Source organism: Cryobacterium sp. Y62 (genome assembly GCF_002929785.1).
Lineage (GTDB): Bacteria > Actinomycetota > Actinomycetes > Actinomycetales > Microbacteriaceae > Cryobacterium.
Window position 1 is genome coordinate 147443 of sequence record NZ_PJJK01000117.1, and the last position, 24730, is coordinate 172172.

Sequence of the window (24730 nt, forward strand, 5' to 3'; positions counted from 1 at the left end):
TACCGCCAGCAGTATCCACTTAAATAAGGTCGGGCCCGTCCGAAGACGGGCCCGACCTTATTTCTAACGGTTACTTAGATGCTGTTCACATCGAGCGGGATACCAGGACCGAAGGTGGTCGAGACGACGCCCTTCGTGATGTAACGGCCCTTGGACGAGCTCGGCTTGAGACGAACAACTTCTTCGAGCGCTGCGGAGATGTTCTCGTTAAGCTGCTCGACGGAGAAGGATGCCTTGCCAACGACGAAGTGCACGTTGGAGTGCTTGTCGACGCGGAATTCGATCTTTCCACCCTTGATGTCGGATACGGCCTTGGCGACGTCGGGCGTCACGGTTCCGGTCTTCGGGTTCGGCATGAGGCCGCGCGGGCCGAGGACCTTTCCGAGACGACCTACCTTACCCATGAGCTCGGGGGTCGAGACGGCAGAGTCGAACGAGGTGTAACCAGCGGCTACCTTCTCGATGAGCTCGTCGCCACCGACCTCGTCGGCGCCGGCTGCGATAGCGGCTTCGGCGGCGGGGCCGGTTGCGAAGACGATGACGCGGGCGGTGCGGCCGGTACCGTGCGGGAGAATGACGGTTCCACGGACCATCTGGTCGGCTTTGCGCGGGTCGACTCCGAGGCGGAGGGCGACCTCAACCGTGGAGTTGAACTTTGCGGAGCCGGTCTCCTTGGCGAGGGCTACGGCCTCGGCGGGGGTGAAGACGTTGTCTTCGCCGATTTTCGCGGCGGAGGCGCGGTACGCCTTTGACTTGGTTGCCATGTGAAATCTCCTGTATGTACTTCAGAGTGTGGTGCGAGCCTGGCTGGCTCTTCCACTAATTGCTTAGGGTGCTCAGGCGCCGAATGGCGCCGAAACGGAGTTAGTGCTTGAGCGCTGCGTGCCTAGGCGCTGACCGTGATGCCCATGGAGCGGGCGGTTCCGGCGATGATCTTCGCGGCGGCGTCGATGTCGTTGGCGTTGAGGTCAACCATCTTCGTCTCGGCGATCTCGCGGACCTGGGCCTGGGTGAGGGTGGCAACCTTGACGGTGTGCGGGGTTCCGCTGCCCTTGGCGACTCCGGCGGCCTTCTTGATGAGCTCCGCTGCGGGCGGGGTCTTCAGGATGAAGGTGAACGAACGGTCGTCGTACACGGTGATCTCAACCGGGATGACGTTGCCGCGCTGAGCTTCGGTCGCCGCGTTGTAGGCCTTGCAGAATTCCATGATGTTAACGCCGTGCTGACCCAGTGCCGGCCCGATGGGCGGTGCGGGGTTGGCTGCGCCGGCCTTGATCTGAAGTTTGATCAGACCGGTAACCTTCTTCTTCGGTGCCATTGTGTTGTCCTTCGTATTGATGTGCGAGCAGCCCGAAGGCGGCTCTCCCGGCGGCCCGGATGGGCCCCGGTGGTTTTGGGAAACCAGCGTGGATGACCCTTATCGGGGCATCCGTTTGGTTAGAGCTTGGTGACCTGGTCGAAGCTGAGCTCGACCGGCGTCTCGCGTTCGAACAGGGAAACGAGCACGATGAGCTTGCCGCTCTCCGGCTTGATCTCGCTGATCGAACCGGGCAGGCCCGCGAACGAGCCTTCCTTGATCGTGATGGTCTCGCCGATTTCGTAGTCGACCTCTGCAGCGATGACGCGCTGCGCCGACTTTCCGGGGGCACCGCCAGCCTTGGTCGGGGCTTCGACGATTTCGACGAGTCCCTTGAGCATGCCAAAGGCCTCTTCGAAGCGCAGCGGCGTGGGGTTGTGGGCGTTGCCGACGAAGCCGGTCACACCGGGGGTGTGGCGAACGACCGACCAGCTGTCTTCGTCGAGGTCCATGCGCACGAGCACGTAGCCAGGGATACGCACGCGAGTGACCATCTTGCGCTGGCCATTCTTGATCTCGACGACATCTTCCATGGGAACTTCGCACTGGTAGATGAAATCTTCCATCGCCATCGACTGCTTGCGGTTCTCAATGTTCGACTTCACGCGACGCTCGAAACCCGCGTAGGAGTGAATGACATACCACTTACCCGGCAGAAAGCGTAATTCCTTGCGGAAGGCTTCGTAGGGGTCGACCTCGGCATCGTCTTCTGCATCTTCTGCGTTGACGAGCTTGTCCTCGTCTTCAACGGCTTCGACGGAGGCATCGGCCTCTTCGGCGGAATCAATGTCGAGAGCGTCGTCGACAATGGCGTCAGCTTCGGGATCTGCGGACCCTGCCAGGGCATCGAGAGCGGCGTCGAGGTTGACCTCAACGTCGTCGTTCTCACCCATGACGTGCAGGGCGACCTGCTCGGCGGCCTCTACGGAGTCTTCCTCGGCCGCGAGGGTACTGCCCTCTTGCGCTTCGTCGTCCTCGGAGGACTGCTCGGCGGCAGTGGCCCAGTCGACATCGTCGTGCTTCGTCTCAGTCACTAAATCTCAATCCTTATTTGTTCTACGTGTTCAAGTTGTGCGGGCACGGGTGCCGTTGATGCTTGGCGGTCCGATTCAAAGCGGATGCCGATGGCGCGAGTTACCCCGGCGTTCCGAAGACGTAGAGAACGGCGAGTCCGAACACCCAGTCCAGGAGCGACACGATGCCCATCATGATGACAACGAAGACGAGCACGACGCCGGTATAGCTCAGCAGCTCTTTACGAGTCGGAGTGACTACCTTGCGCAGTTCTGCGAAGACCTGCTTGATAAACAGGGACAGCCGAGCGAAAGGACCGCGATGTGACTCGCGTGCCATTCGTGCGTTCGCGACGACTTCCTCACCGGGTTCGTCGACAACTTTTCGGGCCACCTGTTTACACCTCTCATGGTCGGCGGACTAACCACCGATGTGCAGGGCGGACAGGACTCGAACCTGCAACCTGCGGTTTTGGAGACCGCTGCTCTACCAATTGAGCCACCACCCTATAGGAGTAAACTTACCCTGCTTGCTGCACCTCAATTGCTTAGAAAAAGGCGCAGAAGAGCATGGCAGAATTCAACTACCTTCAACCAGTCTAGGTCACGGACCGGCCACTGTAAAGCTGAGGCGAACTTACTCGAGGAGCGAGCCATCGCTTCCTTGTCAGCTTGGCACACGAACCCTCGAGGGCGCACCCCCGGAGGAGTAAGCTCTCATCGATTGATCTAGTGTCACGCACCCGAGCAGCGCTAACTTTCTCATGGGAACGCTCGGCCGGAACCCGGAATCAGGAATTATCGAGGCGACCGATCAGCTTGTGCATCGAGGTCATGGCGCCGCCGAGCACGGCCGGGATACCGCCGCCGGGGTGCACCGATGCGCCCACCCGCCACAGCCACGGGCGTGCGCGGCTTGAGTAGCCGGGGCGGTGGAACGGCCCGCTTTGCCAGAGCGGATGGGTGGCGCCGTACAGTGCTCCGCCGGCGGAACCCCAGCCGCCGAAGTAGTGCGGGTCGAACACGACGTGGTCCCGAAACAGCTCGCTGATCGGCCGGTCCAGGCCCACGGCGGCGCTCACCCGAGCAACCTCACGCGCCACCCACGGGCTGTCGAGGTCGTAGTGGCGGCCATCGGCGGGCGCGGTGAGGAGTACCGCCACGGTGGCGCGGTCGTTGGGATAGACCTCGTGCGGCCGGTAGTAGTTCAGGAATGCCATCGTCTGCTCTGGCACGAGTCCGGCATCGAGGCTGCGGTGCAGGGCGCCCGGGTCGTCGGGTAGCACGACGGAGTGCGTGGCCGTGCCCTCTGGCAGCAGCGTCTCGAGCGCTGCATAGATGGCCACCCCCGAGCACGAGCACGAGCGCGCCCGCGTCGGTGGCGCGCCGAGCAGGCCGTCGAGCACCGCGCTGTCGAGCCCGCTCACGATCACGTCGGACGGGTACGTCGCCAACGCCGTGGTCACGAGACCTTTCGACACGGATGTGACGGGCTCGCCGGTGTGCACGTTCGCACCGGCGTGCAGGGCCAGCCGGTGCAATGCGAGCGGGAGCTCGTTCACTCCGCCCTCGGGAACCCAGACGCCGTCCCTGGCCATAATGGCTGGCATACTCGCGTACAGGGCGAGAGTCTGCCGGGGAGAGACGCCCGCGTTGAGGGTGTGGATGGCGATGACCTCGCGCAGTCCGTCGGGCATCCAGCTCAGGCCATCAAGAAAGCTGCGCGTGGTCAGGCGGGTGCCGTACAGGCGAAATACGCTGCGCACGGCCGGCAGCGACGCCGGATCCAACGGGTTGGCGGTGAGCATGCTCGTGAGTTGGGGCCCGAGGCCGCCGTGTTCCCTTTCGAAGCGGGTCCAGGCCGCGTACCAGGGGTGCCCGGCCGGCACCGGCAGGGTGGTTGCTTCTCCCCGGTAGAAGTACCGGCCCACTTCGGGCAGTCTTTGCAGCGTGACCCCGGCCACCGCGGTGGCCTCCGCGGGGGCAGAGCAGCGAGCTCCGAGCGCGTCGTAGCGAGCGAGCAGTTCCTCCCAGACCGGGGGGAAAGTCACCAGCGCCGGTCCGGTGTCCACGCGCTGCCCGTCGATCTCGAGGCGCCTGCTCTTGCCACCGATCCAGTCGGATCCCTCTAGTACGGTCACCGAATGGCCTGCACGGGCCAATAGGGCGGCGGCCGTGAGCCCGCCGATGCCCGCGCCGAGCACGGTGATGCGCTGCGGGGACGTATTCACGCGTGATCGGGTCATGGATAAACTCCCAGCAACATGGCTGCCACAATTTGGGCCCCGGCGACGGAACCGGCAACGTAGGGAAACACGATCGAGTATCGATACAGGCGGCGGGCCGTTGCCGGTGTGGGGCTGCGCCCCAGCGATACCACCAGCCAGCCGGCGATGAGTGCATTCACCGCGGCGACCGGCCAACTGATCAGCGCGAATCCCACGGTGGACAGAGCCCACCACACGCCGCTCCATACCGTGGCGCCGCGCGCACCGAGGCAGACGGCAGTGGTGTGAATTCCAGCGGCGCGGTCCTCGTCGATATCCTGCACCGCGTCGTAGGTGTGCTTGGCCACGCTCCACGCCATCAGCCCGATAGCCGCTGCCCAGACCGGCGACTTGCCGAAGGCCAGGGGTACGAAGATCAGCGGCAAGGCGTAGGCGGCGTTGCTGAGCGAGTCGAGGTAGCGCCGGGCCTTGAAACGCAGCGGGGGTGCCGAGTAGAAGATGAAGATGATCGTGTACACGGCAATCCAGGCGAGCGCCGCCGGCGGCAACGTGACGAGAAAATACGCCACAAACGGCACGTTGATCAGCACGACCGCGAGCACGATACTGCGAGTTTCCGAGCTGAGGATGCGAGCCCCTTCGAGGCCGCCCTTGCGGGCGTTCTGGGCATCCGTTTCCTGGTCGAAGATATCGTTCACGCCGTAGATCAGGAGGTTAAACGGCAGGGTCGCCCAGAGCAGCAGCGCAATGATGTCCCAGCGCCACAAATCCCCGATCAACCACATGCCGATGACGGTCGTTCCGACGGTGTTGACCCACAGCACCGGTCGGGAGATCTGAACCAGGCGGGTGATCATTTGATCACTCTATTCCTGCGGGAGACCCAATTTTTGCGGGCATCGCATCGCTCAGCCAACGCGCGACAGATCTGCGTCACCGGGGCCGACACGAGCGCTGGCACAGCCGGGGTTTCGCTAGCTTGCGCGCGGGTCGGGTAGCTAAACTCAACACGTGGATCACGAACTCAAGCGAATTTCAAGTCGGATCGGCTCTATTGCCGAGTCAGCGACCCTCAAGGTTGACGGCAAGGCCAAGGCGCTGCAGGCGGCGGGAAGGCCGGTGATCAGCTTCGCGGCGGGGGAACCCGATTTTCAGACCCCTGAACACATCGTGGAGGCGGCGCTGACCGCCGTGCGCGATCCGAAGAACTATCGATATACCCCCGCGGCTGGACTGCCCGAGCTGCGCGAGGCCATCGCGGCCAAGACACTGCGTGACAGCAGCCTCGCGGTCTCGCCGGGCCAGGTCGTTGTCACCAACGGTGGCAAGCAGGCCGTCTACCAGGCCTTCGCGACCCTGCTCGATCCCGGTGACGAGGTCATCGTACCGACCCCGTATTGGACCACGTACCCCGAAGCGATCCGCCTCGCCGGCGGCGTGCAGGTCGACGTCTTCGCCGGCAGCGACCAGGGCTACCTCGTGACCGTCGAGCAGCTCGAAGCCGCACGCACTCCGCGAACCAAGGTGCTGTTGTTCGTCTCACCGTCGAACCCCACCGGCGCCGTTTACTCGCCGGAGCAGACCCGTGCCATCGGCCAATGGGCTGAAGACAACGGTCTCTGGGTCATCTCCGATGAGATCTACCAGAACCTCACGTACGACGGCGTGCGCGCCGTTTCTATCGTCGAAGCCGTTCCGGCGCTCGCCGACCGCACGATCCTGGTCAACGGCGTCGCCAAAACGTATGCCATGACCGGCTGGCGCCTCGGCTGGATGGTCGGCCCCGCCGACGCCATGAGGGCGGCAGCAAACCTGCAGTCGCACCTCTCCTCGAACGTGTCGAACATCTCTCAGCGCGCCGGAATCGCTGCGTTGAACGGCCCGCAAGGCGCCGCCGAGGCCATGCGGGTGGCCTTTGACCGCCGCCGCAAGCTGATCGTGGCTGAGTTGAACAATATCCCCGGCGTCGTGACACCCACCCCGCAGGGTGCCTTCTATGTCTACCCCGATGTGACCGGCCTGCTCGGCCGCCAGTGGGGCGATGTGACGCCAACGACGTCACTCGAACTGGCCGACCTCATTCTCGATCGGGCCGAGGTGGCCGCAGTTCCTGGCGAAGCTTTCGGGCCGAGTGGATTCCTGCGCTTGTCATACGCCCTCGGCGATGACGCCCTGCTCGAGGGCGTGCAACGTCTGCAGCGCCTGTTCGCCTAGTACGGCATCCGGCGACTTGTGAACGGGGGACACGACCAACGGCGGCTTCGGGGGCGCGGGAGTAAGATTCTGAGTCCATGACAACCACAGCCCCGGTCGTGCAGGTGCGCGACCTGCAGAAATCATATGGCGGCGTCGAGGCGGTGCGCGGCGTGAGTTTCTCAATCGCGGCCGGTGAGACTTTCGCCCTGCTCGGCCCTAATGGCGCCGGCAAGAGCACGACGATCGAGATTCTCGAAGGTTACCGTGACCGTTCCGGCGGCGAGGTGAGCGTGCTCGGCATTGATCCGCATCGCGGAGGCCTGGACTGGAAGGCCCGCCTGGGCATTGTGCTGCAGACCAGCGGCGAGAGCGGCAATGCCACAGTGACAGAGCTGCTGCGCCACTTCGCCGGGTTCTATCCCCATCCCCGCGACGTCGACGAGGTCATCGACGCGGCGGGCCTGCGCGAGAAGGCCAAAACCCGCGTCGGCAAACTTTCCGGCGGGCAGCGTCGCCGAGTTGATGTCGCCCTCGGCATTATCGGACGCCCCGAGTTGTTGTTTCTCGACGAACCGACCACCGGCTTCGACCCCGAGGCCCGGCATCAGTTCTGGAGTCTGATTCGCGGGCTCAAGGCGGAGGGCACCACCATTCTGCTGACGACCCACTACCTCGACGAGGCCGCGCAACTCGGCGACCGAGCCGGAATCATCGCCGGTGGCCAGCTCATCGACATCGGTTCGCTCGACAAAATCGGCGGAGCGGATGCCCGCGTTCCGGTCGTGCGCTGGCGTGACGGCAACGGATTGGTACGCGAAGAGCGTACGAGCCGCCCGGCGCAGGTCGTGGCCGAACTCGTCCGCAGCTTGAACGGTGCCGAGCCCGCGGATCTCGAGGTAATCCGGCCAAGTCTCGAAGACGTGTACCTGTCGCTCGTGCGTGGTCACGAGGCAATGCCGGCTGGGAGCGGGGCGGCAGCATCCACCAATGAGGGTCGGTCGGATCCGAGCCGACGCATCTATAAGGACGTACGAGCATGAGCGCCACGGTTTTGGTCGCCCGCCCGCAGAACAAGGCTCCGAGCACACTCGTGCTCGGCCTGTCCCGCATCGGCTATGAAACGCGCCTGTACTTTCGCTCCCCCGATACCCTGTTGTTCACGTTCTTTTTTCCGTTCATCATGCTTGGCATATTCACCGCTGCGTTCAGCTCCTCCGGCAATATCGGTGCGAACCCCGACGGAACCGGCGGCGTCAGCGTGGGCGCCTACTATCTGCCCGGCATGCTCGCCGCCGGCATGCTTCTCTCTGGTGTGCAGAACCTCGCTGTCGATATCGCCGGCGAGAAGAGCGATGGCACCCTCAAACGCCTGGGTGGCACCCCACTGTCCCCGCTGAGCTATTTTCTCGGCAAGATCGGGCAGGTCTTCGTCACCGCGATTCTCCAGGCTGGCCTTCTGCTTCTCGTGGCGCGGCTTGTGCTCGATATCGCGCTGCCGACTGAGCCCGAGAAATGGGCGACTTTCGCCTGGGTGTTCGTGTTCGGCGTGATCACGAGCGCGTTTCTCGGCATAGCGCTGTCGGCGGCACCTCGGTCGGGGCGCAGCGCCACGGCCGTGGTGGCTCCCGTGGTGCTCGTGCTGCAATTCATCTCGGGCGTCTATCTGCAGTTCACGACGCTGCCCGAGTGGATGCAAAATTTGGCGAGCATCTTTCCGCTCAAATGGATGGCTCAGGGCATGCGTTCGGTCTTTCTTCCGGAAAGCTTCGCGGCTGCCGAGCAGAGCGCTTCCTGGGATTTACCCTGGGTGGCCGGCGCCCTCGGCATCTGGCTGGTGCTGGGTCTCGTGCTGAGCCGGGTGACGTTTCGCTGGATTCGACGCGACGCGTGAGCCTGGCCTAAAGCCCGGGCGCTAAAGCAGTTTGCGCTCGAGTGCCCAGGCGGTCAGTTCGTGCCGACTCGACAGCTGCAGCTTGCGCAGCACGGACGAGACGTGCGTTTCGACGGTCTTGGCCGCGATGAACAGGGTGCTGGCGACCTCCTTGTAGCTGTAGCCGCGGGCGATGAGGCGCATCACCTCGGTTTCCCGAGCGGAGAGCCGGTCGAGTTCCTCGGTCGTTTCGGCGGTCTCGCCCGCAACAGCGCCGAAGGCGTCGAGTACGAATCCGGCCAGGCGCGGCGAGAACACGGCGTCACCGTCGGCGACGCGGCGAGCCGCTTCGGAGACCTCGGCTCCGGAAGCGCTCTTGGTGATGTAGCCACGAGCGCCAGCTCGGATGACGCTCACTACGTCGTCGGCGGCGTCCGAGACGCTCAGCGCCAGGAACAGGGTGTGCGGAGCGCGCGGTGCCGCCTCACGAATAACCTCCGCGCCGCCCCCGCCGCGCCCGCCGGGCAGGTGCACGTCGAGCAGTACGACTCGCGGCTGCAGTTCGATCACGCTCGCGATCGCGGCGTCGACCGTCGCCGCCTCACCGAGCACGACGATGTTCGGGTCGAGCTCGGCACGTAGCCCTGAACGGAAGATGGAGTGATCGTCAACGATGAGGATAGGCAGACCAGCGGATGCCGCGGCCGGCCCTGTTGGCGCAGGGCTGCTTTGTATCGGGTCGTGGTTGGTCATCGCACGCTCGTTTCGGTGTGGTGCTCACCAATCGCCGGAGTGGCCGCCAGCGCCGGTAAAGTCAGCAGAATCTCGGTGCCGGTGCCGCCCGGACCTGGGCGCACGGCGGCGTTTCCACCAGCCCGGCGCATCCGTCCGAGAATGGATTCGCGCACGCCGAGCCGGTCTTTGGAAATCTGGTCGAGCCGAAAACCCGGCCCGCGGTCGGTCACGCTCAGTTCAACACCCCGGGCGCCGGTCTCGAGGTACACCGACACCGCTCCGCCGGCATGCCGGGCCGCATTGAGCATGGCCTCGCGGGCGGCTGCGGCGAGTGCTTCTCGAGCGGCGGCAGCGGGCGAGTCGGAGCCGTCGGCCGATCCCGCGCTCACACCCGCCCCGACCGTCACCACCTCGAAGTGCACCGCGAAGTCCTCTTCGATCTCGCCCGCGATGCGGCGCAGCGCGGTGGCAAGGTCTGACGCCGATTCGACGCTGCCGCCGCGGGTTCCGGTAAACAGCCACTCGCGCAGTTCGCGTTCCTGCGCCCGGGCGAGCCGCGCGACGTCACTATGCGGGCCAGCCTTCTGCTGAATGAGCGCGAGAGTCTGCAGCACCGAGTCGTGCAGGTGCGCGGCGATATCGGCCCGCTCGGCCTCGCGCGCCCGCGCGGCGCGCTCGTCGGCGAGGTCGCTCCACAGGCGCAGCAGCCAAGGTGCGGTCACCACGGCTACTCCCAGCAGAACGGATGCCGCCGCCAAAATAACCGTCCACGCGTTCGGATTGGTACCGGTCACGAAAAACAGCAAAATGCCGACGGCAACCAGCACGAGCGCCCCGAGAATGCGCACGAGCAACGCCGAGGATTGCTGCGCCGCACCACTGCGAATGTCGGCGAACTGGCGCCAGGCGAGCGCGGTTCCGGCGAGTACGACGATGGCGGGCACCACCACGGCGAGTGGGATGTCGGCGCCGAGTCGGCTCGCCACAAGGGCACCGCCGGCGGCCAGCAAAGCGAGCCCGAGCAGGATCTCGGTGACGGGCGCAGCGCGCGCTGAGTCGGCATCCGTTTTGACGGCGGGCGTTGCAGGGCTGGCGAACCGAGAGACGCCGGGTGACACGGCGAGACGGGCCAGAGGTGCCAAGCCACCGGGCGCCGCAGAGGAAACGCGACTTGCGCGGGCCAGGCTCGACTTGGGCAACGGGTCGGCCGTCGCCGCGCCCGAAGGAACCGTACCCCAGAGCCAGGCGTAAAGCAGCGCGCCGAAGCCGCCGCAGAGACTCAGCAGTACGGTAAGCAAACGCACGGTAGCCACCGGAACGCCGGTGTGCTCGGCGAACCCCGCGCACACACCGCCCACGAGGCGCAGCCGGGGCCGGGTCATCCGCTCTGTTCTCACGTGTTTATCCAAGCACGCCCCACCGACACGACGGAACCTGTTCAAAATCAATCAGGGTTCAATCAGGGTCATCCCCCATGGCAGCGGTCTCGGCGCGCTGACAGACTCAAACCATGACCGACGCACCGAGGGCCGACAGACCCCACCAACCGCCCAAACCCGACCAAATCACCCGCTTCTTCGACTGGATTCGTGGCAGCGGCCTGAACCGTGATGGCGAACGCTGGATCGCCGGCGTCTGTGGTGGTATCGCCGCCCGCACCGGGCTCGACCCTCTCATAGTGCGCGGCATCGCCGTCGTGATTGCCATCCTCGGCGGACCCGTCGTCTTCGCCTACGCCATAGGCTGGGCGCTCATGCCGCGCGGCGCCGGCCGCATCTACGCTGAGGAGGCCATCCGCGGCCGGTTCCAACCCGCCATGGTCGCCATCGGCGCTCTGCTTCTGGCCACCGTCGTGCCGATGCTCCGTGGACTCTCGTGGAACGGCCCGACCGGATTCTGGGCACTCCCCGATTGGCTCTCCACCATGCTCTCGGTCGGTTGGGGCCTGGCCGTGGCCGCCGGCAGCGTCTGGCTGATCGTCTATCTGATTCGCCGCGCCAGGAAACCCGGCAGCACTGGTCCCGGGTCTGGCCGGTTCCCTCCCCCGGCCACCCCGTTCGGCCCGGGCAATGTCTACGATCCAAAACCGTCCACGGGTACCGACTCCAGCCCGCAAACGGATGCCCCGGATACGACCACGTCCACCGTTAGCGCCTCGCACACCACCGGAGCCCCCGTCAGCTCCGACACCGAACCGGCAACCGCCCCAACGCTTGCTTTTGCGGCCACAACGACGTCGGCCCAGAACCCGTTCGTCGCCGGCGCTCTTGGTGAGACCTATCCGCCGGCCAACCCGTACGCGCCCGAATCGGCCCGGAACATCCGCTCCGAACAGAATCGCCACTGGCAGGAACAGAACCGCGCCCGCCAGGCCGCCCACCGTGCCCGGGTGCGCGCCCGCCGTCCCGGCGCCGGGTACAGCGCAATCGTGCTCGGCCTTGCCCTGGCCACGGGAGCGGTTGCCGCCGGAGTGAACTCGACCGGGGTCTGGTCGCAGGACGCGATCCTGCTCGGCGTCGCCTTCGCCCTCGGAGTGCTCGCGCTCGGCATCGTGATCGCCGGAATTCGCGGTCGCACCGACGGCGCCATGGGCGGGTTCGCCTTTCTGGCCGCGGCTACGCTCGTCGTGCTCGGCGTGTTTCCGCAGGGCAGCCAGTTCACCGCCCTCGGCGACACCGTCTGGCCGCTCATCGCAAATGACGCCGCCGTTGACCCGTCGACGAGCTACGTCATGATCGCCGGGCAAACCACCCTCGACCTCAGTGATTTCGACAACGCAGGGCTCGACGCGGATCGCATCTTCGACGTCTGGCTCGTGGCTGGCGTCACCAATATTCAACTCCCCGCAGATGCCCCGGTGCGCGTCGAAACGCACGCGCTGGTCGGCGGCGTGGAGTATTCGGGTCGGGCGGCGGACGCGGAGAACGGCGAGCGCACGGGAGTTTTTACCTCGGATCAGCGCACCTTCAACGCGAGCAGCCGCAGCGACGGCCCCTTGCTGCGCATCTGGACCATCGCCGGCGTCGTCACGCTCGACTCCTCCAACAATTAGGACCTCACAATGACCACTCCACTTTCTCCCGCGAACTCCGGAGCCGACCACTCCGACACCCCCACCGAGGTCTTCGCTGCAAATCCGCCGGCTGGCGACGCGACCGTCACCGAAGCAAACCCGACCGCGCCGAACGCCGCCGCGGCCAGCCCCGCACAGGAGACCGATACGACGCCGAGCTTCTTCAGCCCGAACCAAGCCGTGCCGGCTGGCGAGGCGACAACGTCCGTTCCCCGCTTGCGTCCACGCTTCGGCACGATTTTCTGGGGCATTCTGCTGCTGGCGTTCGCCACCTACATGGTCGTGTTCACCCTGCTTCCGGTGCCGCCGGATCCCACGCTATGGCTCCTCGGCGGCGTGATCGCGGTCGGGCTGGGCCTCGTCGTGGCCGGCATCGCGGCCGCTGCACGTCGCGCCGACTGACCGGCCGCGTTCTGCTCGCGGGCACTGCGTCGGGCATCTCGCGGGCACGATGCCGAGGTGTGAGTTCGCGCCTGCGTCTCACCAAAAATGGGCTGAAACTCACACCTCGACATCGCCGGCATCGCCGGAATGCGTCACCTGGCCGCAACCAGCCCGCCCAGCTGCTACAGCGCCAGGCCGACCAGAACTGGTTCGGGCTGCAGGTTTACGCCGAATTCGGCCTGCACCCGGCCGAGCACGTAGCGGGCAAGTTCGGCCACCTCCTCGGCGGTCGCACCGCCCGTGTTAGTCAAGGCCAGGGTGTGTTTGCTCGACACCGCCGCCTTCGACCCGGCCAGCCTGAACCCGCGGGAGACGCCGGACTGCTCGATTAGCCAGGCGGCGCTGAGCTTGACCAGGCGCACCGGTTCCTCGCCGGGAATGGGCCCAACACCCATGTATTCCTCAATTGGAATAACTCGATCCGGCAGCTCCGTCGTCATCGGCCACTGGGGCGCCGATGCCGGAAGCGAGCGCGCAAACGCCTCGGTCACGATCGGGTTGGTGAAGAAGGATCCCGCGCTGAACGTGTCGGGGTCGCTCGGGTCGAGCACCATGCCCTTACCGGCGCGCAGGCCCAGGACTGTGTCGCGCACGGTCTGCAGCGGCACGCGGTCGCCGAGCTGCACGCCGAGCGCACCGGCGAGTTGGGCATATTTCAACGGCTGACCTAGCGTACTTCCCAAAACGGATGCCTCGGCGGCGGTATCGTGCAACTCCAGCTCGATCGCCAGCACGACACCGCGCAAGCCCTGTTTGAGCACCGAGGTGCGGTAGCCGAGGCCGAGCTCGGCGCGTTCGAGTCGTTCGACTTCGCCGGTTTCATAGGAGAGAAAATCGATCGCGACGAGGCAGTCCGAGATTTCCTGGCCGTAGGCACCGATGTTCTGCACCGGCGCGGCGCCACACGATCCGGGGATGCCGGAGAGCGCCTCAATGCCGGCCCAGCCGTGCTGGACGGCATAGGAGACCAGTTCGTCCCAGGGCTCGCCGGCCTGCACGCGCAGCCGAACCCGGTCTGCGGGACCGACGCCAGCGGCATCCTTTGCGCTGGAATCATCCAGGACCTGGATGCCGCGGGTCACCACGTGAATGACGACGCCGTCGAAGCCTTCGTCTGCGACAACGGTGTTGGAGCCGCCACCGAGCAGCAGCCAGTTTTCGTCCATGCCCCAGACCGAAAGGGTTTCGTTGATGAGGTCCTGCTCGGTGACCGGGGCCACCCGGGCTGCGGGCGGGCCGCCAACGCGAAAGGTGGTGAGCGTGCTTAGGGCAACGGGTTCAATCATGCGTTCAGGCCAGGTTGACGCGCGCCTGCGCCTTGCCAAGAACGGTCGTACCGTTGAAGGTCACGGTCAGGTCGATACGGGCCACACTCACCTCGACATCGAGGGCGCCGACCTTGGCGACCACGGTGACGGTCGCGCCTACCGCCCCGTCGACGAAGACCGGGCGGGTGAACCGCACCTGGTAGTCCACGACGCGGGCCGGGTCGCCGGCCCAGTCAACGACGGGCTGCACGGCAAGGCCCATTGTGAGCATGCCGTGGGCGAGCACGCCCGACAGGCCCACCGACTGCGCCACATCATCGCGGTAATGAATGGGGTTGAAATCGCCGGATGCCCCGGCGTAATGCACGAGAGAATCGCGCGTCAACGAGAAACTCGCCTCGGCGACGACGCTGCCGACCTCGAGGTCGGCCAGAACAGGAATCATTCGTCTCCCCTGACGACGAGAGTGGAGATGGCGGTCACGACGTGGCCACCGGTCGCGTCGACGATGGTGGACTCGGCGGTCACCATCGAATGGCCGCCCAGGGTCTTGATGCTCGTCACCGCGAGGGTCGCCGTGAGCTCATCGCCAGCCACGATCGGCCGGGTGTAGGTGAAACGCTGATCGCCGTGCACGACGCGGGTGAAGTCGATGCCGCCATCCGGTTCGGCCAACAGCTGGGCCAGAGTGGCCTCCTGCACGACCACGGCGAATGTGGGCGGAGCGACGACGTCGGCGTGGCCGGCCGCGCGGGCCGCTTCGGGATCGTAGTTGATCGGGTTGGTCGCGAACACGGCGCGGGAAAATTCGCGCACCTTTTCGCGGCCGACAAGATACGGTGCGACCGACGGAAAGACCCGCCCCTGCAACTCTGGGTTCACTGACACGTCTCGAGTCTACTAAGCATCGATCTACCGGCCAGCGTGAGTGCGCGGCGGCACCGGTTCTGCGCGGATTCTTGATTGCGAAACTCCACTCCGACAAAAAATGGAAGGGTAGACAACGCATAAGCGGGAGAGTGAGGCCGCGTGGACTCGTCTGTCGACCGTGCCACCGGTCACGATCACATCTCGCCAGGGCGCACACTGGTAACCGTGAAATGTGTATCCGTGCGCCTCGGTGATTCCGAGGTAGCCCCTCTTCTGCTTGATCTGCACCGCGAATATGAAACTCGATATGGCACGGGCGATTCCGTGCACGACGTTGACGGCTCCGAGTTCGATCCTCCCTTCGGCGGCTTTCTCGTGCTCCTCGACGGCGACACGACGGTCGCCGGCGGCGGCCTGCACCAGTTCAACGCCACGACCGCCGAGGTCAAGCGCATGTGGACCAACCCCGAATACCGCCGCCAGGGCCACGCAAAAACGATTCTGCGCGAACTCGCGTCCCTCGCGCGCGATCTCGGGTATGAGCGGATGCGCCTCGAAACCGGCTACGCCCAGCCCGAAGCGCTGGCTCTCTATCGCAGCCTCGGTTTCACCGAGATCGGCAACTACGGCATCTACGACCACGCCTCCGGCTTCGAGCTGAACCTCACGCGTTAGAACCTCAGCCTCACTCCTTAACCACCGAATGCCGCATCCCCGACGATCTCCACGAGCAGTCCCTGCCCGCGCAGGTCGGCGATCGGGGCGGCGTTGGCGAGCGGAGAGCCGGGCATTGAAATGAGCGACACCACCTTGCCCTGCTCGAGAATACGGCCATTTTCGAGCAGGGCGGCCGAGTCGGAAACCCGTTTGACAACATCCATTTCATGCGTGATCAGCAGAACGGTCAGGCCGAGCTGCACGTTGATGGTTTTCACGAGCTCGAGGATGGACCGAGTCGTCTCGGGGTCGAGGGCGCTCGTGGCCTCGTCGGAGAGCAAATTCTTGGGGTTGCCGGCGAGCGCCCTGGCGATACCAACGCGCTGCTTCTGGCCGCCGGACCGCTCGGACGGGTAAGCGTCTGCCTTTTCGGTCAGCCCGACCAGGTCGAGAATCTCGAGCGAGCATCGGCGACGTTCGATGCCGGTGATGCCGGTGATTTCCAAGCCCAACTCGACGTTGCCCTGGGCGGTCCGCCCGGCGAACAGGTTGATCGCCCGAATGAGCGTGCTCTTGCCGGCGCCGCTCTGCCCGATCACGCCGTAGATTTCGCCGCGAGCGACTTCGACGCTGACGTCGTCGAGAGCGGTCGTTGCGGCGGCACCCGACCCGAGGGTCTTGGAGACTTTTTAGACGCAGATCACTGGGCACCGTAGCCTGTTGACGCGCGGCACCCATTGACCGCAACGGTTTCAATCTTTCGAACCGGGCCCGGCTCACCAAATGGACCGTCCCATCCATTGCGTCGTATTACGCCTGCCGGATCGCTGCCTGGGAAGGGATTAGATGGCCCAGGGTGCGCCAGGGAGGTAGCGTTAGAGCGCTATGCAAAACAAACTGACTCCGCACCCCGACCTTCCGATCGACCTGCCGACCGAGGAGCGCATCCGCGCCGCCGTCGCGCACTACGGCGAGAGCGTCGTCATCGACAATTCCGTGGCCCTGTTGCGTGCCAAGAACGCCGGAAAAGACTTTCTACTTTACGCCGGCGGGCGCCACGCCCTCGGCATTCTCGAGGGCGCACCGGCCCTGTACTGGCCCGAGCTGTGGGGCGCTCGCGCGCTCCTGCACGTCTGGGGCGAGTCGGCGGCGCCGTACATCGTCGTTGGGCTGAACAACCAGGCCTGGCGGGTGCGCGAAATGTGCGCCAAGGTCGTACTGCTCCGCGGCCTTCAAGTTGTCCCCAAGCTCGTGCGTCTCACGACCGACGAGCACCCCCGCGTGCGCGCCGCCGCCCTGCACGCCCTCGCCGATCAGGGAACCACCGCCAACATCGCCACGATCGAGGTGCGCCTGCGCGACCCCGACAAGGAGGTGCGCCGCGCGGCCCAGCAGGCCCGTGACGCGATTCGCACCCGGCTGAAGTTCACCGATCCGGTTCCTGAGACGAGGACCGAAACGGACGTGCCTGAAACGAGCACCGAGGCATAAGCGCGGCTCCCGACGAGCAGCCGGCCGCGGCATCCGCTCCGCCGGTGGTCAGGGGCGTCGCAGCAGAGCACCCTCGTGCCGGCAGGTCGCCGCGGCGGTGAGCATCGCGTCAGCCAGCAGTGCCTGCCAGCCAGCGGCATCCTGCGGCACGCCGCTCGCCACGATGATACAAACGGATGCCGCGAGCGTCGCGTCCCCGGCACCCATGGTGTCAATGACCGAACCATCGAGCTCAGCGATCGGCACGCTGACCGGCTCATTCAGGCCCACGACCACCGATGCACCGAGGCGCCCGGCAGTCGCGAGCACGGTGCCGACTCCGGCGTCGACGAGACGCTCCCGCAGCTCCTCAAGCGTGCTGTCGTAAAGAAGGTCGGCGTCTTCATCGCCGACCGTCACGAACAGGCTGCGTGCCGCGCGCACCTCAAAGTTGCGCACAAAGCGCGGCCCGTCATGCAGCATGCCGGCGCGGGGATTGGGGTCGATCACGAGGCGCTGTTCCGGGTCATGCACACAAGCCGCGAAGACCTCGGTCTGCACGGTGTCATCGAACGGAAAGCAGCTCACGACGACGAGTTCGGCGTCGTTGAGCGCAGCTCGCTCGACCGCACCGAATTCGATGCGGCGTGCTTTGGCGGCGTCGTTGAAAAAGTAGCGCGGTTCGCCGTCGGTGCGGTCGGAGACGGCCCGCGATGAGCCCAACGGGCCCGCTGTCGCGATCAGCTGCACCCCGTACTCATCGAGGAACGCCCGAATAACGGTGCCATCAGCGTCGTCGGCACGCCGAGCACAGCCAGGCCGACTGCCACGTTGAGGGCGGCGCCGCCGGGAAACTCACGGCTCGCCTCCGAATCACGGAGCACGTCGATCAGAGCGTCGCCGACGACGGCGACACGGGCGGGGGCGTTCAATGCAGGCACGAGGTCCAATCTTGGCGCACGCCGCTGGCGCACGGGGCCGTGAACTCGCCGATTAACACCGGGCGCTCCGCCTTGATTTCAGTGCCTTTGCTCGATAGCAAACGCTCTGGCAGCGTTTCTCGCGCGGCAGCGGTCTGTTTCGCCGGGCGACACAGAAACAGCCGGAACAAAGAGTGCGTTCTCCTTCCACCGGCTGTCGTCAGTCCTGCTGGTCAGGCGCCCTTGCGCCCGGACATCGACCGCATCAGGAACGACAGGTCAAGCCAGGCCGGAATAGCGGGCTTGATGCCAACGGTGACCTGGCCGAAGCCGCTCTCGACCTGCACGGACCCGTTCGAAACCTCGCGCAGCTCGATGCTGCGTACGCGGTCTTGGCCGAAACGGAGGCGAGCGCTCTGGCGATCTCGAGGTCGCCGTAGGACAGCTTCATGTCGAGGTCGTCGCCACTCTCCCCCACTGCGATGCTGCCGTGCGAGGCCTTGAGAAGCGCGTCGCCGATGACCGTGCCGACCCGAATCTGACCGTGGTCGACCGTGATCTCGATCCCGCCGCCGGCGGTGCCCACGGTAGCGTTGCCGCGTCCGTCGCTCAACCACAGATCGCCGGTCGTGTCGATATCGACCAGGCCCATCGAGTTCCTGATGCGGGTGGCGCCGAGGGCGCCGATGGTGCGCAATCCGCCGACCGAAATCTCGGCGGTGAGCCGCGATCCCGTCCGTAGCTTAATTTTCAGGTCGACCGACTCGGTCGGGCCGATCCAGCTCATGCGGGGCTTCGGGCCGGTGATGGTGAGTCGTTCGCCGTCGAAGTCGACCTTGGTCTCCTCCGCACCTCTGCAGTCGACGGCCTTGGCCGGGTTGGTGGCCGATACGGTCACGACCGTGTCGGCGCGGTCGCCGGCGACGACTTCGATGGCGCTGACCGGCAGGTTGATGGCGAGGTCGATCGGGGTGGGGTGCTGAATGTGGGCATGCTGACGCTGCGTTTCTGAGGCGTGGGGTATGCGTGGTGGTTTGAGCGGGTTAGCGGGCCCAGCCCACGAAGTTGTCGCCGGTGCGCAGCGCGCGCTGAGCAGATCGGCGCTGCCTGGGTTGCAGGGCGGCCGCAATCGCGCGTACCAGCCAAGTGTTGACGGACACGCCGTCGATCGTCGCCGCCTCATCTACTCGGGTCTTGAGGGCGTCCGGCAGGTGCAATGTCGGGCGTGACGTGCTCACATCGTCCATCTCAACGGACGACGATCTAGTTGATAAGTACCGCCGGCACCCAGACCGGCCAGGAATGTTCGCCGATGAGCAAGCCATGTTCATACTCCGAGACGCGGCGGAACGGGTTTCTGGCGGTGCTGTTGTCGAAAATTTCCGTTCGATGAGCAGTCGTGCGGGCCTTCGCGATGAGGTCCCACAGTCGTTCGCAGCGCTCGCGGATCTTCTGCTCGGGCACGTTATGACCGCCGTACTTCACGCGTTCAGCTACGCGGCTCACCGCCACGTCGACGGGAAGCAGGATCACGTGTATGTGCACGAGGTAGCCGCGTGCGATTGCGCCCTCAGCAAGGTTGAGCTTGCTCTGGTGGCTGAACACGGTCTCGGTAATGAAGGACTCCCCCGCTGCCATCAGTTGCGCGCGCTGTTCGGCCACGGCGCGAGACGCTGCGTAGGAATGCTCTGGCTGAGTATCCGGCCAGCGCTTATTCCGCGATGCATTCCTGGCGAACGGCTCCACGTGGCAATCGCCAGGTACCCGAAGTCCTGATCCGAGTCACGCTATCGGTGCCTACAGTTTCCCTGGCCCAGTCAATGATCAGGCAGATACCGTCGGTAAAACTCGGTTCGAGCGGGTGGTTGAGGAAAGCGTGGAATGTTCCGAGCAGCACGTGGCAGTCCACCTCGGCTCCAGCCTCTGCAAGTTCCTCGGCGAACTGACCACCGGAGGAACGCATTGAGTCGAGATCAGCGTCGATCATGAGCGTCAATCATGAGCGTCGACGGGAAGCCATGGTGGGCGTGGCCGCCGGCAAATGCGTGACGTTCCGCCAGCGTGGTTCGCGTGCGGCGACGCCATAGCCAGGAACCACCGTGTCTACGAATCGTTGCCACTGGTCGAGCAGGTCCAAACCGTCTTGTGTGATCGAACCTTTTACTGGACATCGACGCTTGTGCGTGCCAGCGCCTTGTCGAATTCCATCACGAAGAACGGCGTTACGTCGATGGAGTAGGTCGGCGGCAGCTCGATGCTGGCTGGATCGACCTCGGCACTCATGGTTGTAGCGTCTCGCTTCTGACCTGTCGAGTTCCGGTCATGATGTCGGCCTTAGCCGGACAGGCCCGTGTCGCCGTAGAGTTTGCCGCCAGCCGGTGTTTCGTTCGCAACGGCAGCAGTGTTTGAGGTCCACTCGACGCTCGTTCCCACAGGGAGGGATGATTCTTTGGTGGGGTCCACGAATACGGCGCGTTCTCCGATTACTTGGCCCGTCTCGGGGTCGATGGTGATGTCATGGCGGAAGCCGTCACTGGGTTCAGTGTGTTTAGTGAACACCCCGGTGCGGTCGTTCAGGGTAGCTGCGCTGTCCGTACTCTTCCGGACTGCCGACCGAACGCTCGATCACTCTGTTATCTGTGCTCACACTAGTTATTGCTCATTCACGAAGAAAAGGTTCGTGATTCGACCTTAGAAGCACCACACCGCTTCGACAGGCGACGGCAGACGCTTAGCCGGCGGCATTCGCGTGCTTGTACGGGTGGCGGTATCCGCTTCTTTCAACCGCTGAGCCGTGAGTTTCAGGCCATTTTACTGCGGAAAAGTTCAGCACTCACGGCTCGGCGACCGGATGCTCCGGCGCGCGGCGCGCAGTCCGTTGAAGCCTTGAAACCGAAGAAACCCGCGATCTCAATCTGAGAGGTTGACAGCGCGGCAAGACACAAAGATACCCCGGCCTTCCGCAGAAGTCCGGGGTATCTAATGAATCTTTGTAGCGGGAGCGGGAATTGAACCCGCGACACCACGATTATCGTGAACCAGACTCAGCGGGGTCACGAAGGCCTAGTTCGGTCATTGATCCCTGTAAATCACTCGGTCGGTGATCACACTGCCCAGGTACTGCGAATTTCAATCTGCGGGGTAAATGCGGGGTTTCTGCGGGGTTTCAGAAGTGAACACGGTGACGGCGATCTGGATCGCGTCTCGCCGCAACCGCTCGCGGGTGATCGCATATCTGACTCCGGCCGGGCTGCGCAGCGAATGACGCCGATTTCAGGCACCAGTTATGAGCCAGGCCACCGGACAGAAACCGCTCAAATCTCGACTCCTTGCGGGCCCCGCAAGAGACTCCCTGGCCGTTTCCATAAAGATCAGGGCCTCGGCGTTCACTCAAAGCTCAGGTCGGTGGACTGACGTGGGGATTCGATCGGTCGATCGCGCGCTGTGACGCCGCTAGGCTGAAGCGCATTGTGGCTAGAAACTTCGGAAGAGACGCACATCGTGCCTCAAAGAAAGCTGCCGCTAGTGCATTCGACGAAGTCGTTGAGCAACGCTGGGCACACCCCCCTCTCGACGAGTGCGAAGAGGAGACAATCCGCTACCTGGATACAGCCTTCAGCCGAGTTACTCAAAGAGTCTGGCGGAGTCGGTCAGATTCCAGAATTGTGGACTACGCTGTGTTCCATGAGATAGCTCATGAAGAAGAGTGGCATGAAGTGGCGAAGATCGATTGTAGCCACCAGGAAGTGCATCGTCATGAAGCAACCAAAGACAAGACCGATACCCGTCTTAGAACCGTAATCCGCGTTATCTACTCGCAAGCCGACGTAGAAGATACGTACCAAAATTCTGTGGACGAAATTTTTGACAATCTTGTTGAAAACGAAGGGAAGTGGCGAAATGGCGGCTGAAGACAGCAACGCAGTGCTGCGCCGCAACTACGCGCGCAAACTGATGACGGCCATCACCCGCAACAAGCTTCACAGCATGCTTAAAGTCCGCGCAGACGATGGAAGTCAGCCAATAATCGTCGCTCTCGGTAGCGACTGCCTGAGCGATGTGGGGCCTCGCATTCGCGCGGCAGGGGGGTCTGCCAATCTAATCATTGTGGACAGCAAGTTGAGTATCCACATCATCGACATCGAAAATATGCGTCCTGCCGAGGATTCCACCGCTCAGGACGTTGCCGACATTCACAAAGACATCACGATGGAATTTCTGATTGATTACATGCGCAAGCAGCCGGGTGGCTCGGGTCTGCTTCGGTTTGCCTTCTCAGGTGTAGATATCTCTGCATCATCCAGCCGCGAGCTCCAGCTGACGTAAGACTCACCCTCGAACCTGTAATAATCATTTCGCTCGCCTTAGAACTATTCAACCTTCACAAAATGGCGGGGCTGCCTGTCGACGGCGAGTCGCGACTTCACCACGTCCATCGTGATACCGAGTTCTAGCGCGACCCACGCTCGAACGACCATGACGCTTTCGGCCCACGAAGTCAGCACATCGACATCGTCAGGCAGGGTCCGGTTTGCGTGTTTTAACGCGTTGTATGTCGCCACAGTTTGTTCGGCCCATGTGGGGCCATCGAATGGGAGACAATCGCCTACGTCAGCGAGAATCCGATCGAACCGCGCCTTCAGCGTGGCCCCCGTCGCCTTACTCGACCCCATGCCGTCGCGAAGCATCAACAGGTACCCCAGCGCCTCCACGCCTGGTCCTGTGTGGGCGAGGCGCGTCTGTGGAGTCGCGTTGCGAAGATTGCTGCTGGTGATTACGGGGTCGAGAGCTCGAGCGAAGTGATCCCGAAGAGCAATCCATCGACCGATTCCTTCCACGCCGAAGTCTTGGTACTGCACAAGGTGCGGAAGATGGCCCTTCGGCGCCGGCTTGCGCTCGTCATCCGAAACGACTACCTCGCGCCACTGGTCCCCGTGGGAAAGGCCGTCCAGAGTCGTGATTGGATCGTCTTCGCGCAGCGCACGAACTGCGATACAGGATTCGTCGCGCCATCTCGATAAGACCAGCAGGTCGCGGATGGCCCGGTGGAGTTGCAAGTGAACATCCCAGTCGAGCGGCTCAGCGCTGCGGGTGGTACATCTCAGGAGGTCGAGAAGCACTCGACGGTCCGTGCCCTCCTCGTGGGTCAGCCCCCAACCCGAACGAAAGTCGAGTGCCATCCCCGAGTGCTCGCCGACATTCAACGTCGCAGTATCAAGAGAACTCAGGATGTACTTGCGGGTGCCGTCGCTCTTCTCCTGAACTTCTTCCCAGGAGGTGACGCCCAACCACTCTCGGAGTCCGGATATTTCGGTCTGTACCCCGTGGGGTCGGTCGAATTCCGTGTCCTCTCTCACACCCATAATTGCAGCTCGAGCCCATAGAGTTCCGCTACCGGGTCCCCCGAAATTTGCATGGAATCCGCGCGCCCAACACCGGATCAGGAGCACAGCCCCGTGGGAATCCTGAAACAACACGCGTTTCGGCACAGGCTTCCGCTCTGGCGAGGGTTCTATGCCGGACAACAGGCTGCCATCGCTCATAAACCAAGCCGCGTACGGCACTTCTGGGTTTGACCACGCCACTGTGACACTTATGCCTGAATCGGATCGTTCGAGGGTCACCTTAACCTCGGGCGTGTCCCTATATGTGTCGTATAAGTCGCCGGTTCGACGCGTTCCATTCAACAAATCGTTCGGCACAAATACCCCTCGGTGGTCGCGTATTGCTATTTAAAACTACAGGCAGCTCCGGATGTCCTCGCTAAGCTCGGGGCTAAAGAACGCGAGCGGGCAACGAGAGTAAAGCACAACGCGCCGCCACGTCTCCGAAACGTCCATGTGTAACCTCGACACCCTCGGCCCAGATCGAGGAAAAAGTTCGGAGCCCGGACGGACCGCGGCAAAATCAGAAAGGCGACGGGCACGATGTCGACAAATTCCACGGACGCGGGACGTGACCCAGATACTCACACCATCCGGGGCCACGAAAGAGGCAACGGAGCATCCGTGGCGGTACCAGTGAGATTTGAAACCTAAGGCGCCCCTATGAGACAGCGGATCAGCCATCAAATCCGCATGATTGCGCGGCTTTTCAATTATTTGACCACGCTATAGAACGGAGCAATCTCGTTCAAATGTTGCCAAAATGTTGCCACGCGCGCAGATAAGCCTGGGGTTCTGTCGAAAGAGTCGCGGCTGCCCAATCCTCGTGAGGCGCAGGGCATAAATTGCATCGGACAAATTATTGGGAGGGGTATCGACATGCTCCTGACTGGCGCCAGGGTGCTAGCAAAAAGTCCGACATGTACGCATGGATAGCCCGTCCAATAGCAGAGAATCGACGAGCCGATAATAGCTATTATGTCCGATTGTGTGCGGCATATACGCATAGAGTGCGAATATGCCGGTTGGGCAACACTTCGCCCGTGATGCGAGTCATAGCGGCCCAGGGCTTCCTGCCGAGGCTACATGTAGCCGTGCAGCGGTGCGGTATTTCTTCCGCGGTGCTGGAATGTTAAATGCTTCCTGAGCTGGTATTTAACTTTGCATATTGCGAATATTCGCGTCTTATGCGAAACTTTCGCATAATCCGCGCGGAGGTCAAAATGGAGTCAAACGCACCAGGCG

The 24730-nt window shown here is 63.8% G+C and carries 29 protein-coding genes, 1 tRNA gene and 1 pseudogene; 9 read left to right on the plus strand and 22 right to left on the minus strand.

Annotation, left to right across the window (positions count from 1 at the left end):
- Window positions 1-74: 74 nt before the first annotated feature.
- From rplA to CXY71_RS16515, 7 genes are all read right to left on the minus strand, one after another.
- The gene (gene rplA / locus CXY71_RS16485; RefSeq protein WP_104137815.1) at window positions 75-764 is read right to left on the minus strand and encodes a 50S ribosomal protein L1; all 690 of its coding nucleotides are present in this window, start codon (window positions 762-764) and stop codon (window positions 75-77) included.
- Between the two features lie 122 nt (window positions 765-886).
- On the minus strand, window positions 887-1318 hold the full coding sequence (gene rplK / locus CXY71_RS16490; RefSeq protein WP_104137817.1) for a 50S ribosomal protein L11: 432 nt from the start codon (window positions 1316-1318) through the stop codon (window positions 887-889).
- A gap of 119 nt (window positions 1319-1437) precedes the next feature.
- Window positions 1438-2391 (minus strand): transcription termination/antitermination protein NusG, encoded by a 954-nt coding sequence (gene nusG, locus CXY71_RS16495; protein ID WP_104137819.1) that lies wholly within the window; start codon window positions 2389-2391, stop codon window positions 1438-1440.
- A gap of 100 nt (window positions 2392-2491) precedes the next feature.
- Window positions 2492-2764: a preprotein translocase subunit SecE gene (gene secE / locus CXY71_RS16500; RefSeq protein WP_104137822.1), complete on the minus strand. Its 273-nt coding sequence runs from the start codon at window positions 2762-2764 to the stop codon at window positions 2492-2494.
- A 42-nt stretch (window positions 2765-2806) separates the two neighbouring features.
- Window positions 2807-2879: transfer RNA gene (locus CXY71_RS16505), tRNA-Trp, on the minus strand.
- Window positions 2880-3161: 282 nt separating this feature from the next.
- On the minus strand, window positions 3162-4616 hold the full coding sequence (locus CXY71_RS16510; RefSeq protein WP_104137824.1) for an NAD(P)/FAD-dependent oxidoreductase: 1455 nt from the start codon (window positions 4614-4616) through the stop codon (window positions 3162-3164).
- The gene (locus tag CXY71_RS16515; protein ID WP_104137827.1) at window positions 4613-5455 is read right to left on the minus strand and encodes a UbiA family prenyltransferase; all 843 of its coding nucleotides are present in this window, start codon (window positions 5453-5455) and stop codon (window positions 4613-4615) included. Before CXY71_RS16515 ends, CXY71_RS16510 begins: the two co-directional genes overlap by 4 nt.
- Before the next feature lie 154 nt (window positions 5456-5609).
- On the opposite strand from CXY71_RS16515, the gene CXY71_RS16520 reads away from it, so the two are divergent.
- The 3 genes from CXY71_RS16520 (at window position 5610) to CXY71_RS16530 (ending at window position 8685) form a co-directional block, all read left to right on the plus strand.
- A complete protein-coding gene (locus tag CXY71_RS16520; protein WP_104137830.1) occupies window positions 5610-6812 on the plus strand; it encodes a pyridoxal phosphate-dependent aminotransferase in 1203 nt (400 codons plus the stop codon).
- A 77-nt stretch (window positions 6813-6889) separates the two neighbouring features.
- Window positions 6890-7834, plus strand: coding sequence for an ABC transporter ATP-binding protein (locus CXY71_RS16525; RefSeq protein ID WP_104137834.1), 945 nt, complete (start codon window positions 6890-6892; stop codon window positions 7832-7834).
- Entirely contained in the window at window positions 7831-8685 is an 855-nt protein-coding gene (locus CXY71_RS16530) for an ABC transporter permease (RefSeq protein WP_104137837.1), read from the plus strand. Before CXY71_RS16525 ends, CXY71_RS16530 begins: the two co-directional genes overlap by 4 nt.
- 21 nt (window positions 8686-8706) lie before the next feature.
- On the opposite strand, the gene CXY71_RS16535 is transcribed toward CXY71_RS16530, so the two are convergent.
- Both CXY71_RS16535 and CXY71_RS16540 read right to left on the minus strand, forming a co-directional pair.
- On the minus strand, window positions 8707-9417 hold the full coding sequence (locus tag CXY71_RS16535; protein WP_104137840.1) for a response regulator transcription factor: 711 nt from the start codon (window positions 9415-9417) through the stop codon (window positions 8707-8709).
- The gene (locus CXY71_RS16540) at window positions 9414-10796 is read right to left on the minus strand and encodes an ATP-binding protein (protein WP_233204684.1); all 1383 of its coding nucleotides are present in this window, start codon (window positions 10794-10796) and stop codon (window positions 9414-9416) included. The genes CXY71_RS16535 and CXY71_RS16540 overlap by 4 nt, the downstream gene beginning before the upstream one ends.
- A 113-nt stretch (window positions 10797-10909) precedes the next feature.
- Between CXY71_RS16540 and CXY71_RS16545 the strand changes: the two genes are divergently transcribed.
- Both CXY71_RS16545 and CXY71_RS16550 read left to right on the plus strand, forming a co-directional pair.
- The gene (locus CXY71_RS16545; protein ID WP_104137845.1) at window positions 10910-12451 is read left to right on the plus strand and encodes a PspC domain-containing protein; all 1542 of its coding nucleotides are present in this window, start codon (window positions 10910-10912) and stop codon (window positions 12449-12451) included.
- 9 nt (window positions 12452-12460) lie between these two features.
- Window positions 12461-12874, plus strand: coding sequence for a hypothetical protein (locus CXY71_RS16550; RefSeq protein WP_104137848.1), 414 nt, complete (start codon window positions 12461-12463; stop codon window positions 12872-12874).
- 164 nt (window positions 12875-13038) lie between these two features.
- On the opposite strand, the gene CXY71_RS16555 is transcribed toward CXY71_RS16550, so the two are convergent.
- Genes CXY71_RS16555 through CXY71_RS16565 form a run of 3 tightly spaced genes read right to left on the minus strand, consistent with a single transcriptional unit; the run spans window position 13039 to window position 15072 of the window.
- The gene (locus tag CXY71_RS16555; RefSeq protein ID WP_104137851.1) at window positions 13039-14202 is read right to left on the minus strand and encodes a UDP-N-acetylmuramate dehydrogenase; all 1164 of its coding nucleotides are present in this window, start codon (window positions 14200-14202) and stop codon (window positions 13039-13041) included.
- Window positions 14203-14206: 4 nt separating this feature from the next.
- On the minus strand, window positions 14207-14629 hold the full coding sequence (locus CXY71_RS16560; protein WP_104137853.1) for a MaoC/PaaZ C-terminal domain-containing protein: 423 nt from the start codon (window positions 14627-14629) through the stop codon (window positions 14207-14209).
- Complete coding sequence (locus tag CXY71_RS16565; RefSeq protein ID WP_104137856.1) at window positions 14626-15072, minus strand: MaoC family dehydratase N-terminal domain-containing protein; 447 nt, start codon at window positions 15070-15072, stop codon at window positions 14626-14628. The genes CXY71_RS16560 and CXY71_RS16565 overlap by 4 nt, the downstream gene beginning before the upstream one ends.
- A gap of 207 nt (window positions 15073-15279) precedes the next feature.
- Here CXY71_RS16565 and CXY71_RS16570 point away from each other — a divergent pair, with 207 nt between their 5' ends.
- Window positions 15280-15729 carry a GNAT family N-acetyltransferase gene (locus CXY71_RS16570; RefSeq protein ID WP_158253135.1) on the plus strand — a complete coding sequence of 150 codons (450 nt, stop codon included), beginning with the start codon at window positions 15280-15282 and terminating at the stop codon, window positions 15727-15729.
- Window positions 15730-15746: 17 nt separating this feature from the next.
- Here CXY71_RS16570 and CXY71_RS16575 read toward each other — a convergent pair.
- Window positions 15747-16343, minus strand: a pseudogene (locus tag CXY71_RS16575) (ATP-binding cassette domain-containing protein); the annotation flags it as partial.
- A gap of 253 nt (window positions 16344-16596) precedes the next feature.
- Between CXY71_RS16575 and CXY71_RS16580 the strand changes: the two are divergent.
- Window positions 16597-17202, plus strand: coding sequence for a HEAT repeat domain-containing protein (locus CXY71_RS16580; protein ID WP_104137863.1), 606 nt, complete (start codon window positions 16597-16599; stop codon window positions 17200-17202).
- A gap of 48 nt (window positions 17203-17250) precedes the next feature.
- On the opposite strand, the gene CXY71_RS16585 is transcribed toward CXY71_RS16580, so the two are convergent.
- From CXY71_RS16585 to CXY71_RS22180, 8 genes are all read right to left on the minus strand, one after another.
- Window positions 17251-17931: a carbohydrate kinase family protein gene (locus CXY71_RS16585; RefSeq protein ID WP_368665901.1), complete on the minus strand. Its 681-nt coding sequence runs from the start codon at window positions 17929-17931 to the stop codon at window positions 17251-17253.
- A complete protein-coding gene (locus tag CXY71_RS22735; RefSeq protein ID WP_368665902.1) occupies window positions 17922-18122 on the minus strand; it encodes a PfkB family carbohydrate kinase in 201 nt (66 codons plus the stop codon). Before CXY71_RS22735 ends, CXY71_RS16585 begins: the two co-directional genes overlap by 10 nt.
- Before the next feature lie 244 nt (window positions 18123-18366).
- Window positions 18367-19230, minus strand: a complete 864-nt coding sequence (locus CXY71_RS16590; RefSeq protein ID WP_199184335.1) for a hypothetical protein — start codon at window positions 19228-19230, stop codon at window positions 18367-18369.
- Window positions 19145-19339, minus strand: coding sequence for a hypothetical protein (locus CXY71_RS16595; RefSeq protein WP_233198206.1), 195 nt, complete (start codon window positions 19337-19339; stop codon window positions 19145-19147). The genes CXY71_RS16590 and CXY71_RS16595 overlap by 86 nt, the downstream gene beginning before the upstream one ends.
- Window positions 19340-19364: 25 nt before the next feature.
- Complete coding sequence (locus CXY71_RS16600; RefSeq protein ID WP_104137866.1) at window positions 19365-19847, minus strand: zeta toxin family protein; 483 nt, start codon at window positions 19845-19847, stop codon at window positions 19365-19367.
- Window positions 19813-20088 (minus strand): hypothetical protein, encoded by a 276-nt coding sequence (locus tag CXY71_RS22175; protein WP_104137869.1) that lies wholly within the window; start codon window positions 20086-20088, stop codon window positions 19813-19815. Before CXY71_RS22175 ends, CXY71_RS16600 begins: the two co-directional genes overlap by 35 nt.
- A gap of 173 nt (window positions 20089-20261) precedes the next feature.
- Window positions 20262-20384 (minus strand): hypothetical protein, encoded by a 123-nt coding sequence (locus CXY71_RS22405; RefSeq protein WP_255411370.1) that lies wholly within the window; start codon window positions 20382-20384, stop codon window positions 20262-20264.
- Window positions 20385-20435: 51 nt separating this feature from the next.
- A complete protein-coding gene (locus tag CXY71_RS22180; RefSeq protein WP_104137872.1) occupies window positions 20436-20660 on the minus strand; it encodes a hypothetical protein in 225 nt (74 codons plus the stop codon).
- A 1106-nt stretch (window positions 20661-21766) separates the two neighbouring features.
- On the opposite strand from CXY71_RS22180, the gene CXY71_RS22185 reads away from it, so the two are divergent.
- Both CXY71_RS22185 and CXY71_RS16620 read left to right on the plus strand, forming a co-directional pair.
- Window positions 21767-22012 (plus strand): hypothetical protein, encoded by a 246-nt coding sequence (locus CXY71_RS22185; RefSeq protein ID WP_146072861.1) that lies wholly within the window; start codon window positions 21767-21769, stop codon window positions 22010-22012.
- Window positions 22002-22427, plus strand: coding sequence for a hypothetical protein (locus CXY71_RS16620; RefSeq protein ID WP_104137878.1), 426 nt, complete (start codon window positions 22002-22004; stop codon window positions 22425-22427). Before CXY71_RS22185 ends, CXY71_RS16620 begins: the two co-directional genes overlap by 11 nt.
- 44 nt (window positions 22428-22471) lie before the next feature.
- Here the strand turns inward: CXY71_RS16620 and CXY71_RS16625 are convergent, their stop codons facing one another.
- Window positions 22472-23644, minus strand: a complete 1173-nt coding sequence (locus CXY71_RS16625; RefSeq protein WP_233204686.1) for a HEPN domain-containing protein — start codon at window positions 23642-23644, stop codon at window positions 22472-22474.
- Between the last annotated feature and the right edge of the window lie 1086 nt (window positions 23645-24730).